Genomic DNA, 20,136 nt, shown 5'->3' on the forward strand with positions numbered 1-20,136 from the left:
TAACCAAAGAGAAAGCGCGCCCGACATCCGGCCCCGGCTGCGCCGGGGTTCCCTCCTTCCGGCGTTGCTCCGCGGGCCGTCACGAAGGGGCGTCCCTGCCCCTTCGTTCCTCGCTCGGCGTCCTGCCTCGCGTCCCCCTGCGCAACGCCTCCACTCGGCCTCCTGACGGGCACGTAGACCGAGTTGCCTGGAAGATCTCGCGGTTTGTTTTGGTTTTTCTTTTTTTGCACAAACCATCAGGCGATACCAAACGCCCCTTTCAGGAGGCCGAATGGAATCGCTGCGTAGAGGGGCGAGCGGCATGGATGCCGCGAGAGAACTAGGCGTCCCCCCGTAAAGGGCCATGGATGGCCCTTGCGCGGCGACCCTCGGAGCAGTGATGGCATGAGGGAAGTCTCGCGTAGCGAGACCCGGATGGCTGGGGCAAGACTTTTTGGTTCCTTTTGGGGCGACTGCCAAAAGGAACTCGCCCAGCAGGGCGAAACCAAGCTCTCAAGCAACTCGCCAACCGGGCTGGTTCCGCGTAGTCAACCGGCCCTACAAATCAATGCCCCGGCTGCCAAGGCTGCCCCAGCGACACCGGCGCGTACAGCCGTGTACGGATCGCATCCCTCGACAGCAGCACCAGCACCAGGATGGTCGCCACATACGGCAGCATCGCCAGCAGGTTGCCGGGGATCGCCAGGCCGAGGCCCTGCGCCACCAGGTGGAGGATGCTGGCCAGGCCAAACAGGTAGGCGCCGAGCAGGACGCGGCTCACCCGCCAGCTGGCGAACACCACCAGGGCCAGGGCGATCCAGCCGCGGCCAGCGGTCATGTTTTCCGCCCACATCGGCGTGTACGCCAGCGACATGTAGCCGCCGGCGAGTCCGGCCATGGCGCCGCCGAACATCACCGCCAGGGTGCGCACGCGCAGCACCGGCAGGCCCATGGCGCTGGCGGCGTTGGGGTTTTCGCCGACGGCCTGGATGATCAGGCCGATGCGGCTTTTCAGCAGCACCCAGGCCACCAGCGCGAACAGGGCGAAGGATAGGTAGACCAGCAGATCCTGGGCGAACAGCATGCGGCCGATCACGGGGATCTCGCTGAGCAGCGGAATGGCGATTGGCTCGAAGCCGGCCAGCGGCTTGCCGACCCAGCTGGCACCGACGAAGGACGACAGGCCGACGCCGAAGATGGTCAGCGCCAGGCCGGTGGCGACCTGATTGGCGTTGAAGCCCAGCGCCACCATGGCGAACAGCAGCGAGAGCAGCACGCCGGCCAGGCAGGCGAACAGCACGCCGAGCCAGAGGTTGCCGCTGGCGAAGGCGACAATGAAGCCGATCACCGCGCCGAACAGCATCATGCCCTCCTGGCCGAGGTTGAGTACGCCGGTCTTCTCGCACACCAGCTCGCCGAGGGCGACCAGCAGCAGCGGCGTGCCGGTGCGGATCATGGCGTAGAAGATATTGGTCAGCAGATCCATGTCCATCGGTCAGGCCTCGAACTTCAAGCGGCAGGCAGTGGGTGAAAGGGTAAGCAAGCGGGCGAGCGCGATCATGTGGCCGGCTCCTCTTTGGCGCTGACGAGCGCCGGTTTGCGTGTCCACAGTTTCAGCCGCGGGCGATAGAGGATCAGCACGTCGCAGGCGAGCAGGAAGAACAGCACCATGCCCTGGAACAGCTGAGTGATGGACTGCGGCAGGTTGGCGGCCATCTGCGCGTTCTCGCCACCGAGGTAGAGCAGCGCCATCAGCAGACTGGCGAAGACGATACCGATGGGGTTGAGACGACCGAGGAAGGCCACGGTGATCGCCGCGTAGCCATAGCCCGGCGACACCTGTGGCACCAGCTGGCCGATCGGTCCGGTGACTTCGGCGACACCGGCCAGTCCGGCCAGCCCGCCGCTGATCAGTAGGGCGATCCACACCAGCTTCTTGTCGCGGAAACCGACAAAGCCGGCGGCGCGCTTGTCCAGGCCGAGCACCTTGATCTGGAAGCCGAGAAAACTCTTTTGCAGGAGCACCCAGACCACCACCAGCGCCAGCAGGGCGAAGTAGAAACCGCCATGCACACGCAGGCCTTCGATCAGTTCGGGCAGCCGGGTGGCGTCGCCGAACATCGCCGACTCAGGGAAGTTGAAGCCTTCAGGGTCCTTCAGTGGGCCGTGCACGGCGAACAGCAGCAGGTTCAGCGCAATGTAGTTGAGCATGATGCTGGTGAGGATTTCGTTGGCGTTGAATGCCGTCTTCAGCCAGGCGCAGAGCCCGGCCCAGGCGGCGCCGCCAAGGGTGCCGAGCAGCAGGGTCAGCACCACTGCCCAGCGCGAATCCCAGTCGATGATGTTGACTGCCAGCGCGCTGCCGGCCAGGGCGCCGATCAGCAGCTGGCCTTCTGCGCCGATGTTCCAGATGCGCGCGTTGTAGACCACCGCCAGGCCGAGGGCGCAAAGCAGGATCGGCAGCGCCTTGACCAGCAGTTCGGAGACGCCGTAGAGATCGCCGAGCGGGTCGATCAGCAGCACCTTGAGGGTTTCCAGCGGAGGGTGGCCGAGCAGGGCGAACAGCAGGGCGCCGCTCAGCAGCGTCAGCAGCGCCGCCAGCAATGGCGAGAACCAGAGCATGGCCCGTGAAGCCTCGCCGCGGGGTTGCAGGGATAACAGCATGATGGATTCTCGTCAGGCGGCAGAGGTGGAAACGGGGGTGTCGCTGGTATCGAACTGGCCGGCCATCCAGCGGCCGACTTCGACCGGGCAGGTGCTGGCGGTGGCGCGCTGTGGCGACAGCCGACCGTCGCTCAGTGCGGCGATACGGTCGCTGATCTGGAACAGCTCTTCGAGGTCTTCGGAGATCACCAGGATCGCCGCGCCGGCATCGCGCAGTTCGATCAGCGCGCGGTGGATCGCCGCCGCCGCGCCAACATCCACGCCCCAGGTCGGGTGCGCGGCGATCAAGAGCTTCGGCTGTTGCAGGATTTCGCGACCAAGGATGAATTTCTGCAGGTTGCCGCCAGACAGGCTCGCCGCCGGGGTCTGAGCATCGGGCGTCTTCACGGCGAAACGCTGGATGACCTGTTCGGCGAAGGCGCGCACCTTGCCGCGGCGGATCAGGCCCTGCTCGACCATGCCGGTCTGCTGATAGGCGGTGAGCAGGCCGTTGTCGGCCAGGCTCATGCTCGGCACCGCGCCGTGACCGAGACGTTCGGCCGGCACGAAGGCCATACCATGGCGACGGCGGGCGTCGGGGCGCAGGTGGGCGACGTCGTCACCGAGAAAACGAATGCGCATGGCCTGTGCGGCGGGCAGGCGCTGTTCGCCACTGAGCAGGGCGAGCAGTTCGTCCTGGCCGTTGCCGGCGACCCCGGCGATGCCGACGATCTCGCCGGCGCGTACTTCCAGGTCCACTTCTTCGAGGGAAACACCGAACGGATCGGCGTTGTGCCAGGACAGTTGCTCCACGCGCAGGAACGGTGCGCGGCCCTCACTCTTCGGGTATTCGGCTTCCAGCCCCTCGGCATCGCCGACCATCAGTCGTGCCAGCTCCAGGTCCGAGCATTCGGCCGGCACGCACTCGCCGGACACGCGGCCGGCGCGCAGCACCGTGGCGCTCTGGCACAGCGCACGCACCTCGTTGAGCTTGTGGCTGATGAACAGGATGCTGCAGCCCTCGGCGGCCAGCCGGCGCAGGGTGACGAACAACTCGTCGGCCTCCTGCGGGGTGAGCACCGAGGTCGGTTCGTCGAGGATCAGCAGGCGGATGTCCTGCATCAGGCAGCGGATGATCTCCACCCGCTGGCGCTCGCCGATGGACAGGCTGTGCACCAGCCGTTGTGGCTCCAGCGGCATGCCGTAGCGCTGCGAGACCTCGCGGATCTTCGGCTCCAGCTGCTTCGGCGTACCGGCCTTGGCGCCCAGGGCGAGAGCGATGTTCTCCGCCACCGACAGCGTTTCGAACAGTGAGAAATGCTGGAACACCATGCCGATGCCGCGTTCGCGGGCCTGGGCCGGGTCGCGCATCGTCACCCGTTCGCCTTGCCAGTGGATTTCGCCTGCGTCGGGCTGGGTCACGCCATAGATGATCTTCATCAGGGTGCTCTTGCCGGCGCCGTTCTCGCCGAGCAGGGCGTGGATCTCGCCCGGCTGGATCGACAGGTCGATACGGTCGTTGGCCAGGCAGCCTGGGTACTGTTTGGTGATGCCGCAGAGCTTGAGGCGTGCGGTCTGGGAATCGGGCATGGAGGCGTCCGCTGGGTTTTTCATGACCAGGGTGTAGCAAAAAGCTGGCCAGGCAGTCAGGAATTGAGATGCGACGCGGCCACGGCAGCTGCGCCACCGGTTGGCCATGCGACGATGTTAGCCGGTGCATCGCTTTGGTGCTTCACTCGGTAACACCGTCGTGTCGATGCACTGCCATGGGGCGGGACGACCGCGGGCCGGATGGGCTGCTAAGCTAACCGTCCTTTCCGCTTCCACCGGTTGCCTGCATGAACCAGATGGACCTTGATTCCGCCGAGGAAACGATTGCTCAGCGCGCCGCCCTGGCGCGGCTGATCGATGGCCTTGTGCGCGACGACGGCATGCATCCCACCGCCATCGACGATCTCTTTCTGATCCGTTGCAGTGCGCCGAGCGAGCTGGTGCACGGGCTGCACAAGCCGGCGCTGTGCATCATCGTGCAGGGCAGCAAGGAGGTGCGCCTGGGCGACGAGCTGTACACCTACGATGCGCTGCACTATCTGGTGGTCTCGGTCACCGTGCCGGTGGCTGGCCGTGTGCTGGAGGCTTCGTGCGGCGAGCCGTACCTGTGCATCCGCCTGGATATCGATCCGGCAATGGTCGCCACCCTGGTCGCCGAAAGCGCGCCGTTGAGCCAGCCCGTGGAAGGGCCGGCGCGCGGCGTGTATCTGGACCGCATCGATGCGCCGTTGCTGGATGCCACGCTGCGTCTGGTGCGGCTCTTGGCCAGCCCGCAGGACATCCCGGTGCTGGCGCCGCTGGCCATGCGCGAGATTTTCTACCGCCTGCTCTGCGGTCGGCAGGGGCGCCATCTGCACGAGATCGCGGTACGCGACAGCCAAGGCCATCGTGTCACCCGCGCCATCGAATGGCTGAACCGCAACTATGTCGAACCGCTGCGCATCGACGAACTGGCGCAACGGGTCAACCTCAGCAGCTCGACGCTGCATCACCGCTTCAAGGCGCTTACCGCGATGAGCCCGCTGCAATACCAGAAGCAGCTGCGCTTGCAGGAGGCGCGGCGGCTGCTGATCGCCGAGGGGCTCGATGTGTCCAGCGCCGGCTACCGGGTCGGCTACGAAAGCCCCTCGCAGTTCAGCCGCGAGTACAGCCGGCTGTTCGGCGCCTCGCCGGTGAAGGATCTGGCGCGGCTGCGCAGCACGGCCTGAGAGCCTGTTTACGATCTGCTGCGCGTCGGCCCTGCTGCGTTAAAAACAGGCTCGGATGCTCATTTACATCAGTAAACTCCGCGTCCTCGCCTGTTTTTGCCTTGCAGGACTCTAGCTCGCTAGATCGTAGACAGGCTCTAAAATTCAGCGCGACGCCGGGTCCGGCACCTCGCGCAATGCCTGAGCGGCATCGATGGCGCTGGGAAAGCCGGCGGTCACGGTGGTCAGGTAGACCACCTCCTTCAGCTCCTCACGGGTGACGCCCAGACGCATCGCGTAGCCGGCGTGCACCTTCATGTACTGCAGATTGCCCTGGGCGGCGAAGGCGGCGATCACGGCCAGCTGACGGGTGCGATCATCCAGCTCGCTGCGCCCCCAGACATCGCCCAAGGCGTACTGGGTGATGCCCTCGGCGAGAAAGAGATAGTCCTCGCGCAACGCTTCGAGCACCGGTTGCCCGGCGCCGCCGGACAAGTGATCCATCACCTCGACGCCACGTTCGTGGCGCTCGTTGCCGGCTGCTTCCAGCGAGGCGAAGGTCAGCGAGCCGAACACGGCCAGAGTGTTGCCTGTACGAAGGGTCATGGCGGCGTCCTCAGTAGAGGCTGGCGGTGGGGCGCACCACCAACTCGCTGACGTCGACATCGGCCGGCTGGTCGATGGCATAGGCGATGGCGCGGGCGATGGCTTCGGCCGGAATGGCGATGCGGCGGAAGTCGTCCATCGCCGAGCGGGCGCTGTCATCGGAAATGCTCTCGGCCAGTTCCGATTCGGTGACGCCCGGGGATACCAGGGTCACGCGGATATCGCCGCCGACCTCCTGGCGCAGGCCTTCGGAGATGGCGCGCACCGCGTACTTGGTGGCGCAGTACACCGCTGCGGTCGGGCTCACCGCGTAGGCGCCGATGGACGCGATGTTGACGAACTGGCCGGCGCGCTGGCGCTGCATCAGCGGCAGGCCGGCGGCGATGCCGTGCAGCACGCCGCGGATGTTCACGTCGATCATGCGGTTCCACTCGTCGACCTTCAGCGCGTCCAGCGGGGACAGCGGCATCACCCCGGCATTGTTGACGATCACATCGACGCGGCCGAAGCGCTGTTCGGCGAAGTCGACGAAGGCCTGGGTGTCTTCGCGGCTGGTCACGTCCAGCGCACGGCAGGCGGCGATACCACCGCTTTCGTCGATCTCGGCGACGAGCTTTTCCAGCCGATCCAGGCGTCGCGCGCCCAGCACTACTGTTGCGCCCTGGGCCGCCAGCAGGCGCGCCGTGGCTTCGCCGATGCCGCTGCTGGCGCCGGTGATGAGTACGACTTTGCCGCTGATGTTCGACATGGGTTTGTCCTCCGCAGGTGGATTCGGGCGACGTCGGTGACGCCGTGGTTCGAATGTTGCGACGGAGGGCGGTGCCGGCGTTATGGCGATCCTGCCGGGCGCTTGCCTGATTCTGGCGTTGCCTACCAGATGCCTTCGTGCAGGGCGGCAGCCTCGTCTTCCAGCAGCGGGCCGAGCACCTCGACCTTGCGCTGGCCGGCGTCGAAGACGATGCGGCACGGCAGGTCCAGCGTCGGGTTCTCCGGATGGTTGCCGGTGATGTCCTTCAGGCTGCGCTCGGAAAGGCCATAGACCACGCGACCCAGGCCGACCCAGTAGGCGGCCCCGGCGCACATGGCGCAGGGTTCGGTTGAGGTGTACATGCTGCAGCGCGAGAGGAATTCCGGCGTGTAGCGGGTCGAGGCGCGGGTCATCAGTACACGCTCGGCGTGGCCGGTCATGTCGTGGTCGGGCATGTAGGCGTTGCGCTGTTCCAGCAGCACTTCACCGTCCGGCCCGACCAGAATGGCGCCGAACGGGTGGGTGCCGTTTTCCAGTGCGCGGCGGGCGACGTCGAAGCTTTTGCGCAGCAGCGCGAGATCGTCGAGAGGCATGGCGTTATCCAGACTGAGATGATGATGTGGTGGGTTTCAATGCCCACCCTTGGGCAAGCTCCAGGGAAAGCAGATCTTTTGCAGCAACCCGATCAGGTGGAACAGCAGCAGGCTGATTACCACCAGCATCATCAGCGCAGCGAACGCCTGCGGCACCTGGAACATCGAGGTGGAGAAGTTGATGAAATAGCCCAGTCCTTTTTCCGCCGCGACGAACTCGGCGACCACCGCGCCGATCACCGCCAGGGTGATGGAAATGCGCAGCGCCGAGAACAGGTGCGGAATCGCATAGGGCAGGCGGATGTTGCGGTACTCACGGGCTTTGGAAGCGCCTAGGGAGCGTGACAGCTCCACTAGCTCCTCCGGTGTCGCCAGCAAGCCAGTGACGCAGGACACCACGATTGGGAAGAAGGCGATGAGGAAGGTGATGAACACCCGCGGCAGATCACCAGCGCCCATCACCACCACGATGATCGGTGCTACCGCGACGATGGGCGTGGACTGCACGATCACTAGTAGCGGATACAGCGTGCGCGACATCACTCGCGAAGAGGCCAGGGCGATGGCCAGAGGAATGCCGATCAGAATCGACAGGCCGTAACCCATCAGCGTCACCCGCAGGGTGGCGAAAATATGCTCGGCCCAGGTGCCGAGACCGACCTTTTGCGTCGCCGCGAATATGGCACTGGGTGAAGGCAACACGAAGCTCGGCAGTTTGAGCAGGCGGCAGGCCGCTTCCCAGACCAGCAGCAGAACGAGCAGGGCGAGCCAGGGCGCGAAGCGGTCGGCCTGCGCCTTCAGGCGCAGTGCCTTGGGCTTAATGGGCGTCATGGCGCGAGAAGACTTTGCGGCGGATATGGTTGGCGAGCTCATTGAAACGGGGCTCCGTGAGGGTTTCCATGGACCGCGGGCGCGGCAGGTCGACATCGATGATTTCCTGCACGCAGCCGGGGCGCGCCGACATCACCAGGATGCGGTCGGCCAGCAGCAGCGCTTCGGGAATCGAGTGGGTGATGAACAGCACCGTCTTCGGACGCTGGGTCCAGATGTTCAGCAGCTCCAGGCTCAGCTCGTCGCGGGTCAGCGCATCGAGCGCCGAGAACGGCTCATCCATCAGCAGGATTTCCGGGTCGTGCAGCAGCGCCCGGGCAATCGCCGCGCGCTGCTGCATGCCGCCGGAGAGTTCGTCCGGACGCTTGTTGCCGAAGTCCTTCAGTCCCACCAGTTCCAGCAGCTCCTCGCCGCGGGTGATTTCCTGCGCGGTAACGCGACCGTACTTGTGGCGCATGGGAAAGGTCAGGTTGTCGCGGATGTTCAGCCAGGGCAGCAGGGTCGGTCGCTGGAAGACGATGCCGATCTCGTCGCGCGGGCCATCCACCGGGCTGCCGTAGATGCTGACCTGGCCGTGGGTCGGTCGCACCAGCCCGGCGAGGATGCGCAGCAGCGTGGACTTGCCGCAGCCCGACGGGCCGAGCACGGCGATGAACTCGTGGCGGCCTATATCGAAACTGACGTTGTCCAGCGCCACCACCTCGCTGCCATCGGAGGAGGTGAAGACCTGGCTGACCCGGTCGAAGCTGATGTTGGGGCGCGGCGTGGCGGGCAGGGCGGCGGCGTTCATCGCATCACTCGCTCAGGCTGCTGTCGATGGCGCTGGCCGGGTCGAGGGCGTCGACCTGCATGCCCTGCGCCTTGGCGACCCACTCCCAGGTGGTGGCCAGGCGCTTGGCGTCGAAGCCCGGGCCTTCGGCATCGCTGATCTCGTTCTGCATCAACGGCACCGAAGCGGCGAACTGCTCTTCGGCCTGCTGCTCGTCGACTTCGGCAACCATCTTCTTCAGTGCGCCGGCTGCGGCAGCCGGGTCGGCGATGGCGTTCTTCTGCGCCTGCTGGTAGGCCTTGACGAACTTCTTCGCGACCTCGGGATTGCGCTGTACGAAGCGCTGCGACGCCACCAGCGACAGGCCGTAGCCTTCGAAGCCGTATTCCGACCAGGGGATGGTTTTCAGTGTCTTGTCCGCTTCGCCGAGGGCACGGACGAAGCCGGGCGCGACGGTCAGCCAGTTGATGGTGGCATCCACCTTGCCGGTGGCGAGCATCGGCGCCAGTGCGCCGGGGTCTAGCTTGAGCAGCTTGACGCTGGCCGGGTCGATGCCGTTGCGCTCCAGCAGCAGCGGCCAGACCACGTTGGAGGCAGAGAAGGTCGGCGTGGCCACCGTCTTGCCGACGATGTCCTTGAAGCTTTTGATGCCCGAGCCTTCGGTGGTGAAGAAGGCGTCCGGTTGCTTGTTGTAGATCGGCGCGACGGCGACCACCGGCACCTCGCCCTGGGCCTTGGCCTGCAGCAGCGAGGCCAGGCCGGCAGAGCCGAAGTCCGCGCTGTTGGTGGCCAGCTTGGTCACCACGTCGCTACCACCACGGGCACTGGCGATTTCCACTTCGATGCCTTCGGCAGCGAACAGGCCCTGTTCGACGCCGAGATAGATCGCCGCCTTGTCGCCGGCCGGCAGCCAGTCGTTGAGCCAGCGCACCTTGTCGGCGGCCAGCGCGGTTTGGCTGAACAGCGCGAGCAGGGCGCTGGCGAGCAGGGTTTTCTTGAACATGGGGAAGCTCCTTGAAGTACGGCGTGTTGAGCACGATGCAATAAACGGGTCAGTGCACGGGGCGTGGGTGGCGAGCGAAGAAATCCAGCAGGGCGGCGAGCAGCGCGCCGGGCATGGCCAGTTGCGGCGCATGGCCGCAATCGAGCAGCACCCGCTCGGCGCCGGGCACCAGTTGCTGCATGCGCTGCTGCACCAGTGGCAGCACGGAACGGTCCTGCGCGGCTTCGATATACAGCCGCGGCAAGCGGCCGAAACGCTCGGCGCTCCACTGCGCGGCGATGTCGCGTCCGCCGTCGGGCTGCACCGTCAAGCGGCGTGCGGCAGCGATGGCGGCCTGTGCCGGTGCATCGTGAAAGAACACCGCGCAGGCGGCATCGCTGGGTACGCGACTGCCACCGGGCGCGGCTTCGAGATAGGGACCGATGCCGCTGACCTCGGGAAAGTCGCGGGCGAGTTCGGCACAGAGTTCGCCGAAGCCCATGCCGCTGGGCAGCATCATGCCGGCGACATAGGCAACCCCCGCGATGCGCTCGGCATAAGCCTCGGCCACGGCAGTGGCAGTGACGCCGCCGCCGGAATGCGCCACCAGCTGGATCGGGCCGGGCAGCGTCTCGATCAGTGCGCCGACGTGCTCGACATAGCGCTGCAGCGAGACCTCGGCGAGTGGCGTGTCGTCATGGCCGTTGCCCGGCAGATCGATCGCGTGGGGCCTGTGCCCGGCGCTGTGCAGGCCTTCGAGCAGCGAATCCCAGACCCAGCTACCGGCCCAGGCCCCGTGGATGAGGACGATGTCAGCCATAGGTCCTCCGGTACATCTCGCGGTGGTGTTCCTCCACTGTCACGGCGGGGTAGCGCGGCGCCTCGCCGGGCGCGAGGCAGGTCGGCAGGCACTCGACCAGATGGTCCGGGTTGCCGCTGAAGAAGAACGGCACGCTGTAGCGCTCGCGGCCGGACATGTTGACCACCCGGTGCAACGTCGAGCGGTACTGGTCGTTGGTCCAGCGGGCGATCATGTCGCCCAGATTGACCACATAGGTGCCCGGCACAGGAACCGCGTGAATCCAGCTGTCACTGTGGCGATCCCAGACCTGCAGGCCTGGGTTCTCGTCCTGCAGCAAGAGCGTCAGCCCACCGAAATCGGTATGCGCGCCACAGCCCTTCTCACCGGGCGCGGCATTCGCCGGCTGCGGCGGATAGTGCAGCAGGCGCAGGGTGCTCATGGAGTCGCGGCAGAAGCCGGCGAAATGTTCTTCGGGCAACTGCAGCGACAGCGCGATCGCACCCATCAGCCGTGTCGCCAGGGCATTCATCGCATCGCGATAGCGCTCCATGGTCGGGCGAAAGTCTGCGAGCCCGCTCGGCCACTGGTTGGCGCCGTGGTTGAAGCGACCGGCCAGTACCCGCGGGTCGTCCTCGGCCAGCTCCTCGCCAATGTAGAAGCCTTCCTTGAGATCGGCCGGCGCCCCGGCTTCCAGCACCTGTCCGCGCAGCGGCTCGTAGCCGCGATTCGCCTTTGAGAAAGCCTTGTCCAGCGCGCGCTTGCTCGCTTCCGGCTGGGCAAAGAAGGCCCGCGCCTGCTCGAACACTGCCTGCTGCAGCGCCGGGTCGACGCCATGGTTGGCGATGCAGAAGAAACCGACCTCGCGACAGGCCGCGCCGATGCGTTCGGCGACGGCGCTGCGCTCGGCAAGGTCGGGAGAAAACAGCCCGGCGATATCGATCAGCGGCAGCGCGGCGGCTTCGAGATGGCGGGCACAAAGGGATTCGTTCATGGCGCGATCCTGCTCTGCCGGCCGCGGAATGGCGGTCGGCGAGCGCAGTATCGAACCGAGTCGGCTGTGCGCAGAAGCAGAGATTATCGAGCAAGCCGATGCCGTTTCGGCAGCACCTTCCGGTGCTTCAAAAGGAGGCGGAAGGTGTTTCTGAAAGGTGCACTGCAAGGGGCCGGCGCTGTGTCGTTTTCAAATCTGACGCAGAAATTATGCGACGTTCGCGCACTATATCGGTGCGGTTATCCCGCTTGCAGAAAGGCAATTATTTTTTTTCGGGCCAAACAGGAAGACGTCAGTCATGAGCGCCGTCCCCCTCGCTCTAGGGTGTGTTGACCGCGTCGAGGAGGGCCTCGGCCAGGGTCTGGCTGGTGAAGGGTTTGGCTAGCACACGCAGCCCGTGCTCGGCGGCGAGACGCTCGGTGTAGCCCGTCGCGAGGATGATGGGCAGTTCGGGATATTGGCTTTGGGTTTCCGCCGCAAGACCAACTCCGTCCAGCCGTCCGGGCATGACGATATCCGAAAGAAGCACATCGATAGGTGGCCGCGTGCCGTCGGCGAGCCTGGCCAGGGCTGAATCCGCGTCCTGCGCTTCGTCGACCAGATAGCCCAGTTCCTCGAGCATCGACATCACCACCTCGCGTACCTCGGTGTCGTCATCGACCAGAAGTACGCGTGTGGTTCGGTTGGCACGTTCCGGTGCCTTCTCTACCGGGCCAGCCGGTTTGCTGCGGTGTTCGACGCGTGGCAGCAGGAGGCGGACACGGGTGCCCGTGCCGACTTCGCTGTCGATCGCTACCGCGCCGCCTGATTGGTGCGCGAAGCCATAGACCTGCGCCAGACCGAGGCCCGTTCCCTCGCCGATGGCCTTGGTTGTGAAGAAAGGCTCGAATGCCCGCGCCTGAACCTCCTTACTCATCCCACAACCGGTGTCGAGGACGTCGACGGCGAGATAAGTCCTTGCTCCCAGGCTTGGCAGGGCGATGTCTCCATGCGCCACGTCGTGCAGGCTGATGCTCAACGGACCGCCGTCTGGCATGGCGTCCCGTGCATTGATCGCCAGGTTGAGGATGGCCAGCTCGCATTGCACCGGGTCCAGCGCCGCCGGCCAGGCGCGGTCCGGCAAGTCGAGCTGTAGAACGACGTTATTCGGCAAGGCGCCGGTCAGCAGTTCGTGCATGCCGAGAATCAATGCGCGCAAGTCGACCTGCTCGACATCTCCGGTGCGGTTTCGACTGAAGGTCATCAGGTGCCGCGTAAGGCGGGTAGCCCGTTGAGCCGAACGCTGGCATGCCTCGATCGCGCGCTTGGCTCGGGGGTTTGGACTCAGCATGTCGGCCAGCTGCAAGCCGACGGTCATGCTTTGCAGAAGGTTATTGAACTCGTGCGATATACCCGCGGTGAGGTTGCCCAGCGCTTCAAGTTTCTGGCCCTGCAGCAGCGCCCGATGCGAGCGTTCGGCCTGGGCGACAGCTTCCTCGACCCGCTCTGCCATTTCCTGGCTCGAGCGGTGAATGGTCTTGCTGGCCTGGGCAAGTACCTGCGCGGTCCGGTCGGTCTCGTCCATGCCGGTCCGAGGTGCCTCGAAGACTTCCCCTCGGGCCAAGGCACCGGCTGCCTGGTCCAGTTGCGTCAGGGGGCGGGTGATGGTGCGGCCGAGCGCAATGGCGAGTCCGATCGCCAGCGCGAGCACCAGCAGGATGCCGATGGCCGCGGTTCCGATGGGCTTCAATACGCTGGCGAGCAGGTCCTCACGGGGGATACCGATCAGTACCGTCCAGCCTGAACTTTCACCACGGCTGATAAAAGAAACCACGCGTTGATTGTCGCGGGTGACGGAAATCAGCTTGCCTTGGCGAGTGGCTAGCCCGCGCAAACCGGCGACGAAGCTGTCGTCCGCGGCTTCACCTACATGTCTGCCGGGGTCCCGAGTGCGCGCAACGATAGTGTGTGTCTGGTCCAGAACCGCACCAAGCCAGCGCTCGGGAAGCTCCTGAGCTTGCAGCAGGGCTTCGATGCGGCTGACCGGAAACTTCATGGTCAGGTAGTAGACGACTCGGCCGTCACGCATCACCGGGCGGTGAATGGCGACGCTGTGCACGCGCGTCAACGGGTCGCGAAACATCGGACTGACGTCTAGCTGCGGGGCGTTCTCGAAGCCTGGCAGGCTTGGCGGCATCGGCAACGGCGCACCAAAAGGGTAGTCCGTATCAGCCAGGGGCACGCCGTTCGGGTCGAATATGGTTACGCCAGTGGCTATCGGTTGAACGGTCTGCTGTAGACGTTCATGAAACGCACGCAGATCGCCACTCACCAGTGTTGGCGAAGCGGCCAGCGTCGTGACCACAGCGCCGAAACGATCAAGCTCGCGCTCGACGGCAAGACTCACGCCACGAGTGGTCTCGTACATACCTTGGTCGATCTGCTGTGACTGCGCTCGGTAAACCGAATAGGTTGCAAACAGCGCGAAGGCCAGCGCCGGTGCGATGACGGCGATGACCAGCCAGATGAGACGGGCGCGTATCGACACGAAGCAAGTTCCTGATCGGAGCAAGAGTCAATGCGGGTTCGGCATCATGTATGAGCCCGTTGCTTTCGTCGGGCCTAGTCAGAAGACCGCAGGCGCGCCGGCTTGTTACGACGTTACAGACCAATGACGGCATCGAGCCAATCGAACTTCAGCGGGAACACTCGCGCGTCGCCTCGGCTGACGGATTGGGCGCTGCCTGGAACGCCCACTCAGGAGAGTGTGGATCAGTGAATTTCCACACCATCAATGGCGGTGCGCAACGAGATTGCCAGTTCTTCCAGGCGGTAGGGCTTGGCCAATACGTGTACGCCCTCGGCGGCAGCCGATTGCTGTGCCGCCTCGGCGTAGCCGCTGGTAAGCAGCACGGGGACGCCGAGGTCGCGGGTGCGGATTTCGCGGGCCAGCTCAACGCCATTCATGCCGCCCGGCATCATGACGTCGGAGAACACGATATCCACCCGACAACCGTTCTGTAGCGCAGTCAACGCGTTTGCGGCACTGGCTGCATGGGTGACGCGATAGCCAAGGTGTTCGAGCATCTCGCCGACCAGGGCGGCGACTTCTTCATCGTCGTCCACCAGCAGGACGGTTCCGACTGAGGCATCGGAGCTATCGTCTTCGGCAAGCCGTTCGCCGTCTGGCTGATCGGGGACACGCGCAGAGCGCGGTAGCAGCATGATCACGCTGGTGCCGCGTCCGCATTCACTCTCGATCCAGACCGTGCCACCGGATTGCCGGGCGAAGCCGTAGACCTGCGCGAGGCCGAGCCCTGAGCCTTTGCCGATTTCCTTGGTGGTGAAGAAGGGGTCGAACACGCGAGTGCGAACTTCCTCCGGAATGCCGGTGCCCGAATCGGTCACCGTGAGGCGGACGAAGTCGCCGGTAATGCCAAGCACCGCTTCGCCCGGTGCATTGCTTGCCTCGATAAGGATCGAGCCGCCTTCGGGCATGGCGTCGCGGGCATTCACCGCCAGGTTGAGGATGACCAGCTCCAGCTCGCCCGGGTCCACTTCGACCGGCCAGAGATTCAGCTCGAACTGCACTTCCACATGCACGTCGCCGCTCAGGCTGCGGTCGAGCAACTCGCGCATGCGGCCGATGCGCAGCACCAGATCCACCGACTCCGGCGCCAGGGACTGGCGCCGGGAGAAGGCAAGCAGCTGCCGGGTGAGGGCGGTCCCGCGCTGCGCGGCCTGGCGCATGCCATCCATCAGGCGCTTGCGACGCTCAGGATCGGCGCGGCGGTCGAGCATGTCGAGTCCGCCAGTGATGACCATGAGCAGGTTGTTGAAGTCGTGGGCGATGCCGCCGGTAAGCTGGCCGATGGCTTCGATCTTCTGCGTCTGGCGCAAGGTTTCCTCGATATGCGCGCGCTCGGCCATTTGCGCGCGCAGTTCCAGATTGGCCTTTTCCAGCTCGCTGGTGCGCTCGACGACCAGCGCTTCGAGTTGATTGGACGCACGTTCGCGCGCTTCGAGCAGCGCTCTGACTTCGTACTGGCGATGCCGCCCGCGCAGTGCCGTTTTCAGGGCACTGGTCAGGGTAATGCTCTGTACCGGGCGCTCAAGCAGCGAGACGTTGCGCAATGCGGCAACCATGCGCTGACGCCATGCGGCGACTGCAGGCTGCTGGTGCTTGCTGGTAAGGACGACGAACGGGAAATCGGACCACGCCGGTTGCTGGTCGACCCAGCCGGCCAGCGCTTCGAGGTCGTGGCCGAAGAGGCCCTCTTCGGCAATGAAGACCGCATCGGCGTCGGTTTCAGCGCGGCGCAAGACTTCATCGACGCTGTGGCAGACGACGGCATCCATGCCGCTGCGGCTGAGCAGCTCGGCCGAGGCGGGACCGTCCCGGCCGATGGGGGCATAGACGATTACGGTGGGGCTTTCTCGCTTAGTGGGCGCCGTCATGCTCGTCTGTCAGTAGCTGAGTCGCATCACCGGTGTATTCCGGTGTGCCCGATAGTATGCCGCTGAAGTTTTTTAGCGGCGGTCCGACCTGGAGGCCGGCGCTACTGAGGCGATATTCCCGCACGGTGTTTTCATGCCGCCCGCTGCGCTTCTTCACTACTGACAAGGCCCGGCGAACGACGCCGGAGTGCTCGAAGTAGCGCTGCATGATAACCGCATCGCTGAGGTAGCTGATATCCACTGGGGTATCCATCGGCCCGACCAGACCATGCTGGGCCAATATCATGATGCTGACGACCCCTTTCTGCCCCAGATAGCTGAGCAGTTCATGCATCTGCAGGATCAGGAATTTGCCGTCAGGCATCGCGTGCAGGTAGCCGTTGAGGCTGTCCAGAATCACCAGCTTGGCACCCTGCGTTTCGACGCTCTGGCGTACCGCGGCGGTGAACTCGCCGGGGGACAGCTCGGCAGGGTCGACCTGTTGCAGGCGCAGCAGGCCCTTGTCGATCCACGGCTCCATCGGCACGCCCAGCGCACGGCCACGCGCCAGCAGGGTGCTGATGTTTTCGTCGAAGACGAAGAAAGCCACCTGCTCGCCGCGCTCGCATGCCGCTACCGCGTAGCTCAATGCCAGTGAGGATTTGCCGACACCCGCTGCACCTACCAGAAGAGCATTGGCGCCGCGCTCCAGCCCGCCGCCGAGCATCTTGTCCAGCTCCGCGTTGCCGGAGGAGGCCTGCGCACCGGTAAACCGAGAGTGATGTTCCGCAGCGATGAGCCGAGGGTAGATCTGCAGGCCCCCATTGCGGATCACGAAGTCGTGATAGCCGCCGCGGAACTGAATGCCGCGCATCTTGATCACGCGCAGGCGCCTGCGCTCGGCCCCGTAGTCGATGGCCAGCTGCTCCAGCATGACTACGCCGTGTGAGATGGAATGCAGTTGCAAGTCGCCCACTTCCGAGGTCTGGTCGTCGAGCAGAATCACCGTGCAGTTGCGGGTGGTAAAGAAGTGCTTGAGCGCCAATACCTGCCGGCGGTAGCGCAACGGGCTTTGCGCCAGCAGGCGCATTTCCGAGAGGCTGTCGAAGATCACCCGCGTCGGATTTGTTTCGCTGACACGGTTGAACACCTGCTGGGTAGTTTCGCTCAGCTCCATTTCCGCCGGATGCAGTACGGTCAGTTCCAGCTCAGGATCGAGGCTGGTCTCTGGTGAAATCAGTTCGAAAACATCGATGCCCTCGAGCGTCCAGCCATGACGCTTGGCCACCAGTTCCAGTTCGTCCTTGGTTTCCGACAGGGTTACGTAAAGCACGCGCTCGCCCTGGCGTACACCTTCGAGCAAAAACTGCAGGGCGATGGTGGTCTTGCCCGAGCCCGGGCTGCCTTCATAGAGGTACATGCGGTTAGGGTCGAGGCCGCCGCCGAGGATGTCATCGAGCCCTTCGCTGCCGGTTGATATGCGTGGGGCTTCATTGTCTGGTTGGAAGGAAGGATTGGTGAAATCGGTCATTCCGTTCTCCTTAACGCAGACTCCGCTGCGTACTTCGTTCCCGCGCCATTGTTTATGTCAAACGGTCGGGGGAACACGCCCGTTCTCGCCTGCGGACAGGCCGGGCTGGATGCCGCTCGAGTCATCGTCTGATGGGCTTCCGATACGCGGAAAATTCCGCGTTTGCCGGGCGATTCTCAAGGGGCGCAGTCATTTAATCCGACTCTCCGGCTTGCTGCCCGTTCCAAATACGCCAACCCGCCACGCCGGAGCGGACACTGCATTCAGCTGCAACGACTGGCTGCAAACCCGCTCCAACCGACGCTTCGCTTGTTGTGTCGGTTCTGCTCTGAACCCCAGGTTGCGCAACAGACTGCAACCATTGCACCTTGGATCACACGGCGGGCTGGCCCATGATCAGCCTTTGCCTTCGCGGGTCGCCTGCATGTCTCGATTCTCTCGTCCATCGGCTTCGGCGCTAGGCCGCTTTCTGCAACTGGGCGGCACCGGCGCGCGCATTGCCGGCAACCTGCTGGTGCAGCGCATCACGCCGGGCAAGGCAGGTATCGACTGGGTACCGGTCGGCGAACTGCTCGGTGATGCGCTGGGGCAGATGAAAGGCCCGGTGCTGAAGCTCGGTCAGCAGGCCTCGCAATGGCAGGACCTGCTGCCTGATCCGATCAGCGCCGCGTTGGCGCGTTTGCAGAACCAGGTGCCCTCGCTGCCGTTCGACGCACTGCAAGCCAATCTGCAGCGCGTCTACGACGGCAAGCTCTACGAACTGTTCGAATCCATCGACCCGGAGCCATCGGCGGCCGCCTCACTGGGTCAGGTTCATCGCGCCCGGGATCGCCAGGGCCGGGCGCTGATCATGAAGGTCCAGTACCCCGGCATCCGCGCCATCTGCGATGCCGATCTGCGCCAGCTGCGCCGCTTGATGCCGCTTGGCCGTCTGTTCGGTACGCCGCCCGCGCGCCTCGATGCGGTCTATATCGAGCTGCAACGGGCGATCGCCGAGGAGCTCGACTACGACGCAGAGCGCGCCAATCTCGAAGCCTTTCGTGAACACTTCGAAAGCTGGCCGGGCATCCGCATACCCTATGCCGCGGGCGAACTTTGCCGGCCCGGTGTGCTGGTGCTGGAAGATCTGCCGGGCCGCTCCATGGCCGAGGTCGAGCAGGCCCCGGCGGAGGTGCGTCAGCGCCTGGCCGAAACCCTCTGCGAATGGCTGGCCGAGCAGGCTTTCGGCCTGCAACGGCTGCACACCGATCCGCATCCCGGCAACCTGGCCTGGACCGAGTCTGGCGAGCTGGTGGTCTACGATTTCGGCAGCGTGCTGCGTCTGGAGCCACGCTTGCTGGCCGGCTACGTGCAGATATTCGAAGCGTTGCGCAGCAGCTCCAGCGAGGCGTTGGAGTCCGGCTTCCAGATGCTCGGCGGTCGCCAGCCGGGCAGTGCGCCGCCCCATGGGCTGTACCGGCGCATCCACCTGATGCTGCATCCGCTGCTGCAACCCGGCGCGCAATGGGATTTCCGCGAGGCGGCGCTGCATCAACGGCTGTCCGAGCTGTTCCCCCTGATGATGTCCGCACTCGGCAGTCTGCAACCGGCCTCCGGCACCTTGCTGATCAATCGCACCCTGGAAGGCCATTACTGGAACCTCTACCGGCTCGGCGCCTGCCTGCCCATCGCCGATCTGCTTGCCGAGCATATCGAGCGCTGGCGCGGCGAAGCCGGTGTTCGTCGACCTTAAAGCTGGAGATCGCTATGCCGTTGGACTCATTCCCCGAAGGGTTTCGCGCGCTGGTCATCGGCGCATCCGGTGGCATCGGCGCCGCGCTGGTCGATGCCTTGCGCAGCGATCCGCGCTGCGCGTCGGTTATCGCCTTGAGTCGCTCGTCCGAGCCGGTAATCGACCTGAGCGATCCCGCCAGCATCGAACAGGCCGCGGCCAGCGTGGCGGGGCAGGGGCCGTTTCACCTGATCATCAACGCCGCCGGCGTGCTGCACGGTGGCGACTTCATGCCAGAGAAGCGCCTGGCCGATCTCAACCAGGCGCAGCTGCTCGCCACCTTCCAGATCAACACCTTCGGCCCGGCCATGCTGCTGCGTCACTTCAGCGGCCTGCTCGACCGTCAGCGCGGCGTGCTCGCCATGCTCTCGGCCAAGGTCGGCAGCATCGGCGATAACCGCCTCGGCGGCTGGTACAGCTACCGCGCCTCCAAGGCCGCGCTGAACATGCTGCTCAAGACTGCTTCCATCGAAGTGCGCCGTAGCCAACCGAATGCGGTGCTGCTGGCGCTGCATCCGGGCACGGTTAACTCACGGCTGTCACAACCATTCCGCGGTGCGGAGATCGGCCGGCCAGCAGCCGACGCAGCGCAGGATTTGTTGCGGGTGATCGGTAGCCTGGGGCCGGAGGCCAGTGGTGGGTTCTATGCCTATAGCGGGGAGGGGTTGCCGTGGTAGCGACGGGCCTGCCGGGCAGGAAACGGCGTTCAGCGCGCAGCTAGACACCGCTACAGCCA

At 65.0% G+C, this 20,136-nt stretch carries 17 protein-coding genes; 3 read left to right on the forward strand and 14 right to left on the reverse strand.

Annotated elements, in window-relative coordinates:
* Nucleotides 1–544 precede the first annotated feature (544 nt).
* The 3 genes from BHD08_RS06315 to BHD08_RS06325 form a co-directional block, all read right to left on the reverse strand.
* Complete coding sequence (locus BHD08_RS06315) at nt 545–1,471, reverse strand: ABC transporter permease (RefSeq protein ID WP_011914010.1); 927 nt, start codon at nt 1,469–1,471, stop codon at nt 545–547.
* 65 nt (nt 1,472–1,536) lie between these two features.
* A complete protein-coding gene (locus BHD08_RS06320; RefSeq protein WP_125021188.1) occupies nt 1,537–2,643 on the reverse strand; it encodes an ABC transporter permease in 1,107 nt (368 codons plus the stop codon).
* 12 nt (nt 2,644–2,655) lie between these two features.
* Complete coding sequence (locus tag BHD08_RS06325) at nt 2,656–4,212, reverse strand: ABC transporter ATP-binding protein (protein WP_125021189.1); 1,557 nt, start codon at nt 4,210–4,212, stop codon at nt 2,656–2,658.
* Between the two features lie 248 nt (nt 4,213–4,460).
* Here BHD08_RS06325 and BHD08_RS06330 point away from each other — a divergent pair, with 248 nt between their 5' ends.
* Nucleotides 4,461–5,381 carry an AraC family transcriptional regulator gene (locus BHD08_RS06330; protein ID WP_125021190.1) on the forward strand — a complete coding sequence of 307 codons (921 nt, stop codon included), beginning with the start codon at nt 4,461–4,463 and terminating at the stop codon, nt 5,379–5,381.
* A 144-nt stretch (nt 5,382–5,525) separates the two neighbouring features.
* Here the strand turns inward: BHD08_RS06330 and BHD08_RS06335 are convergent, their stop codons facing one another.
* From BHD08_RS06335 to BHD08_RS06385, 11 genes are all read right to left on the reverse strand, one after another.
* On the reverse strand, nt 5,526–5,966 hold the full coding sequence (locus BHD08_RS06335; RefSeq protein WP_125021191.1) for a carboxymuconolactone decarboxylase family protein: 441 nt from the start codon (nt 5,964–5,966) through the stop codon (nt 5,526–5,528).
* Between the two features lie 10 nt (nt 5,967–5,976).
* Entirely contained in the window at nt 5,977–6,714 is a 738-nt protein-coding gene (locus BHD08_RS06340; RefSeq protein ID WP_125021192.1) for an SDR family oxidoreductase, read from the reverse strand.
* Nucleotides 6,715–6,836: 122 nt separating this feature from the next.
* Complete coding sequence (locus BHD08_RS06345; RefSeq protein WP_125021193.1) at nt 6,837–7,307, reverse strand: nucleoside deaminase; 471 nt, start codon at nt 7,305–7,307, stop codon at nt 6,837–6,839.
* A gap of 36 nt (nt 7,308–7,343) precedes the next feature.
* Complete coding sequence (locus BHD08_RS06350; RefSeq protein ID WP_125021194.1) at nt 7,344–8,138, reverse strand: ABC transporter permease; 795 nt, start codon at nt 8,136–8,138, stop codon at nt 7,344–7,346.
* Nucleotides 8,125–8,928: an ABC transporter ATP-binding protein gene (locus tag BHD08_RS06355; RefSeq protein ID WP_125021195.1), complete on the reverse strand. Its 804-nt coding sequence runs from the start codon at nt 8,926–8,928 to the stop codon at nt 8,125–8,127. Before BHD08_RS06355 ends, BHD08_RS06350 begins: the two co-directional genes overlap by 14 nt.
* Nucleotides 8,929–8,932: 4 nt before the next feature.
* Complete coding sequence (locus tag BHD08_RS06360; protein WP_125021196.1) at nt 8,933–9,910, reverse strand: ABC transporter substrate-binding protein; 978 nt, start codon at nt 9,908–9,910, stop codon at nt 8,933–8,935.
* A gap of 49 nt (nt 9,911–9,959) precedes the next feature.
* Nucleotides 9,960–10,709: an alpha/beta fold hydrolase gene (locus BHD08_RS06365; RefSeq protein ID WP_125021197.1), complete on the reverse strand. Its 750-nt coding sequence runs from the start codon at nt 10,707–10,709 to the stop codon at nt 9,960–9,962.
* Nucleotides 10,702–11,682 (reverse strand): isopenicillin N synthase family oxygenase, encoded by a 981-nt coding sequence (locus BHD08_RS06370; protein WP_125021198.1) that lies wholly within the window; start codon nt 11,680–11,682, stop codon nt 10,702–10,704. Before BHD08_RS06370 ends, BHD08_RS06365 begins: the two co-directional genes overlap by 8 nt.
* Nucleotides 11,683–12,001: 319 nt before the next feature.
* Nucleotides 12,002–14,209, reverse strand: a complete 2,208-nt coding sequence (locus BHD08_RS06375; RefSeq protein ID WP_125021199.1) for an ATP-binding protein — start codon at nt 14,207–14,209, stop codon at nt 12,002–12,004.
* A 224-nt stretch (nt 14,210–14,433) separates the two neighbouring features.
* The gene (locus tag BHD08_RS06380; RefSeq protein ID WP_177412642.1) at nt 14,434–16,119 is read right to left on the reverse strand and encodes an ATP-binding protein; all 1,686 of its coding nucleotides are present in this window, start codon (nt 16,117–16,119) and stop codon (nt 14,434–14,436) included.
* Nucleotides 16,103–17,629, reverse strand: a complete 1,527-nt coding sequence (locus BHD08_RS06385; protein ID WP_125021200.1) for an ATPase domain-containing protein — start codon at nt 17,627–17,629, stop codon at nt 16,103–16,105. The genes BHD08_RS06380 and BHD08_RS06385 overlap by 17 nt, the downstream gene beginning before the upstream one ends.
* A gap of 424 nt (nt 17,630–18,053) precedes the next feature.
* Here BHD08_RS06385 and BHD08_RS06390 point away from each other — a divergent pair, with 424 nt between their 5' ends.
* Both BHD08_RS06390 and BHD08_RS06395 read left to right on the forward strand, forming a co-directional pair.
* Nucleotides 18,054–19,361 (forward strand): AarF/ABC1/UbiB kinase family protein, encoded by a 1,308-nt coding sequence (locus BHD08_RS06390; protein ID WP_125021201.1) that lies wholly within the window; start codon nt 18,054–18,056, stop codon nt 19,359–19,361.
* 14 nt (nt 19,362–19,375) lie between these two features.
* Entirely contained in the window at nt 19,376–20,077 is a 702-nt protein-coding gene (locus BHD08_RS06395) for an SDR family NAD(P)-dependent oxidoreductase (RefSeq protein ID WP_125021202.1), read from the forward strand.
* The last annotated feature ends 59 nt before the right edge of the window (nt 20,078–20,136 follow it).

It is taken from the genome of Pseudomonas sp. SCT (genome assembly GCF_003864275.1).
Lineage (GTDB): Bacteria > Pseudomonadota > Gammaproteobacteria > Pseudomonadales > Pseudomonadaceae > Stutzerimonas > Stutzerimonas stutzeri_AE.

Bases quoted from the DNA above. Each gene is read 5' to 3' on its own strand.
- BHD08_RS06315 (WP_011914010.1), bottom strand. From the start codon at position 1,471: ATGGACATGGATCTGCTGACCAATATCTTCTACGCCATGATCCGCACC.
- BHD08_RS06320 (WP_125021188.1), bottom strand. From the start codon at position 2,643: ATGCTGTTATCCCTGCAACCCCGCGGCGAGGCTTCACGGGCCATGCTC.
- BHD08_RS06325 (WP_125021189.1), bottom strand. From the start codon at position 4,212: ATGCCCGATTCCCAGACCGCACGCCTCAAGCTCTGCGGCATCACCAAA.
- BHD08_RS06330 (WP_125021190.1), top strand. From the start codon at position 4,461: ATGAACCAGATGGACCTTGATTCCGCCGAGGAAACGATTGCTCAGCGC.
- BHD08_RS06335 (WP_125021191.1), bottom strand. From the start codon at position 5,966: ATGACCCTTCGTACAGGCAACACTCTGGCCGTGTTCGGCTCGCTGACC.
- BHD08_RS06340 (WP_125021192.1), bottom strand. From the start codon at position 6,714: ATGTCGAACATCAGCGGCAAAGTCGTACTCATCACCGGCGCCAGCAGC.
- BHD08_RS06345 (WP_125021193.1), bottom strand. From the start codon at position 7,307: ATGCCTCTCGACGATCTCGCGCTGCTGCGCAAAAGCTTCGACGTCGCC.
- BHD08_RS06350 (WP_125021194.1), bottom strand. From the start codon at position 8,138: ATGACGCCCATTAAGCCCAAGGCACTGCGCCTGAAGGCGCAGGCCGAC.
- BHD08_RS06355 (WP_125021195.1), bottom strand. From the start codon at position 8,928: ATGAACGCCGCCGCCCTGCCCGCCACGCCGCGCCCCAACATCAGCTTC.
- BHD08_RS06360 (WP_125021196.1), bottom strand. From the start codon at position 9,910: ATGTTCAAGAAAACCCTGCTCGCCAGCGCCCTGCTCGCGCTGTTCAGC.
- BHD08_RS06365 (WP_125021197.1), bottom strand. From the start codon at position 10,709: ATGGCTGACATCGTCCTCATCCACGGGGCCTGGGCCGGTAGCTGGGTC.
- BHD08_RS06370 (WP_125021198.1), bottom strand. From the start codon at position 11,682: ATGAACGAATCCCTTTGTGCCCGCCATCTCGAAGCCGCCGCGCTGCCG.
- BHD08_RS06380 (WP_177412642.1), bottom strand. From the start codon at position 16,119: ATGACGGCGCCCACTAAGCGAGAAAGCCCCACCGTAATCGTCTATGCC.
- BHD08_RS06385 (WP_125021200.1), bottom strand. From the start codon at position 17,629: ATGACCGATTTCACCAATCCTTCCTTCCAACCAGACAATGAAGCCCCA.
- BHD08_RS06390 (WP_125021201.1), top strand. From the start codon at position 18,054: ATGTCTCGATTCTCTCGTCCATCGGCTTCGGCGCTAGGCCGCTTTCTG.
- BHD08_RS06395 (WP_125021202.1), top strand. From the start codon at position 19,376: ATGCCGTTGGACTCATTCCCCGAAGGGTTTCGCGCGCTGGTCATCGGC.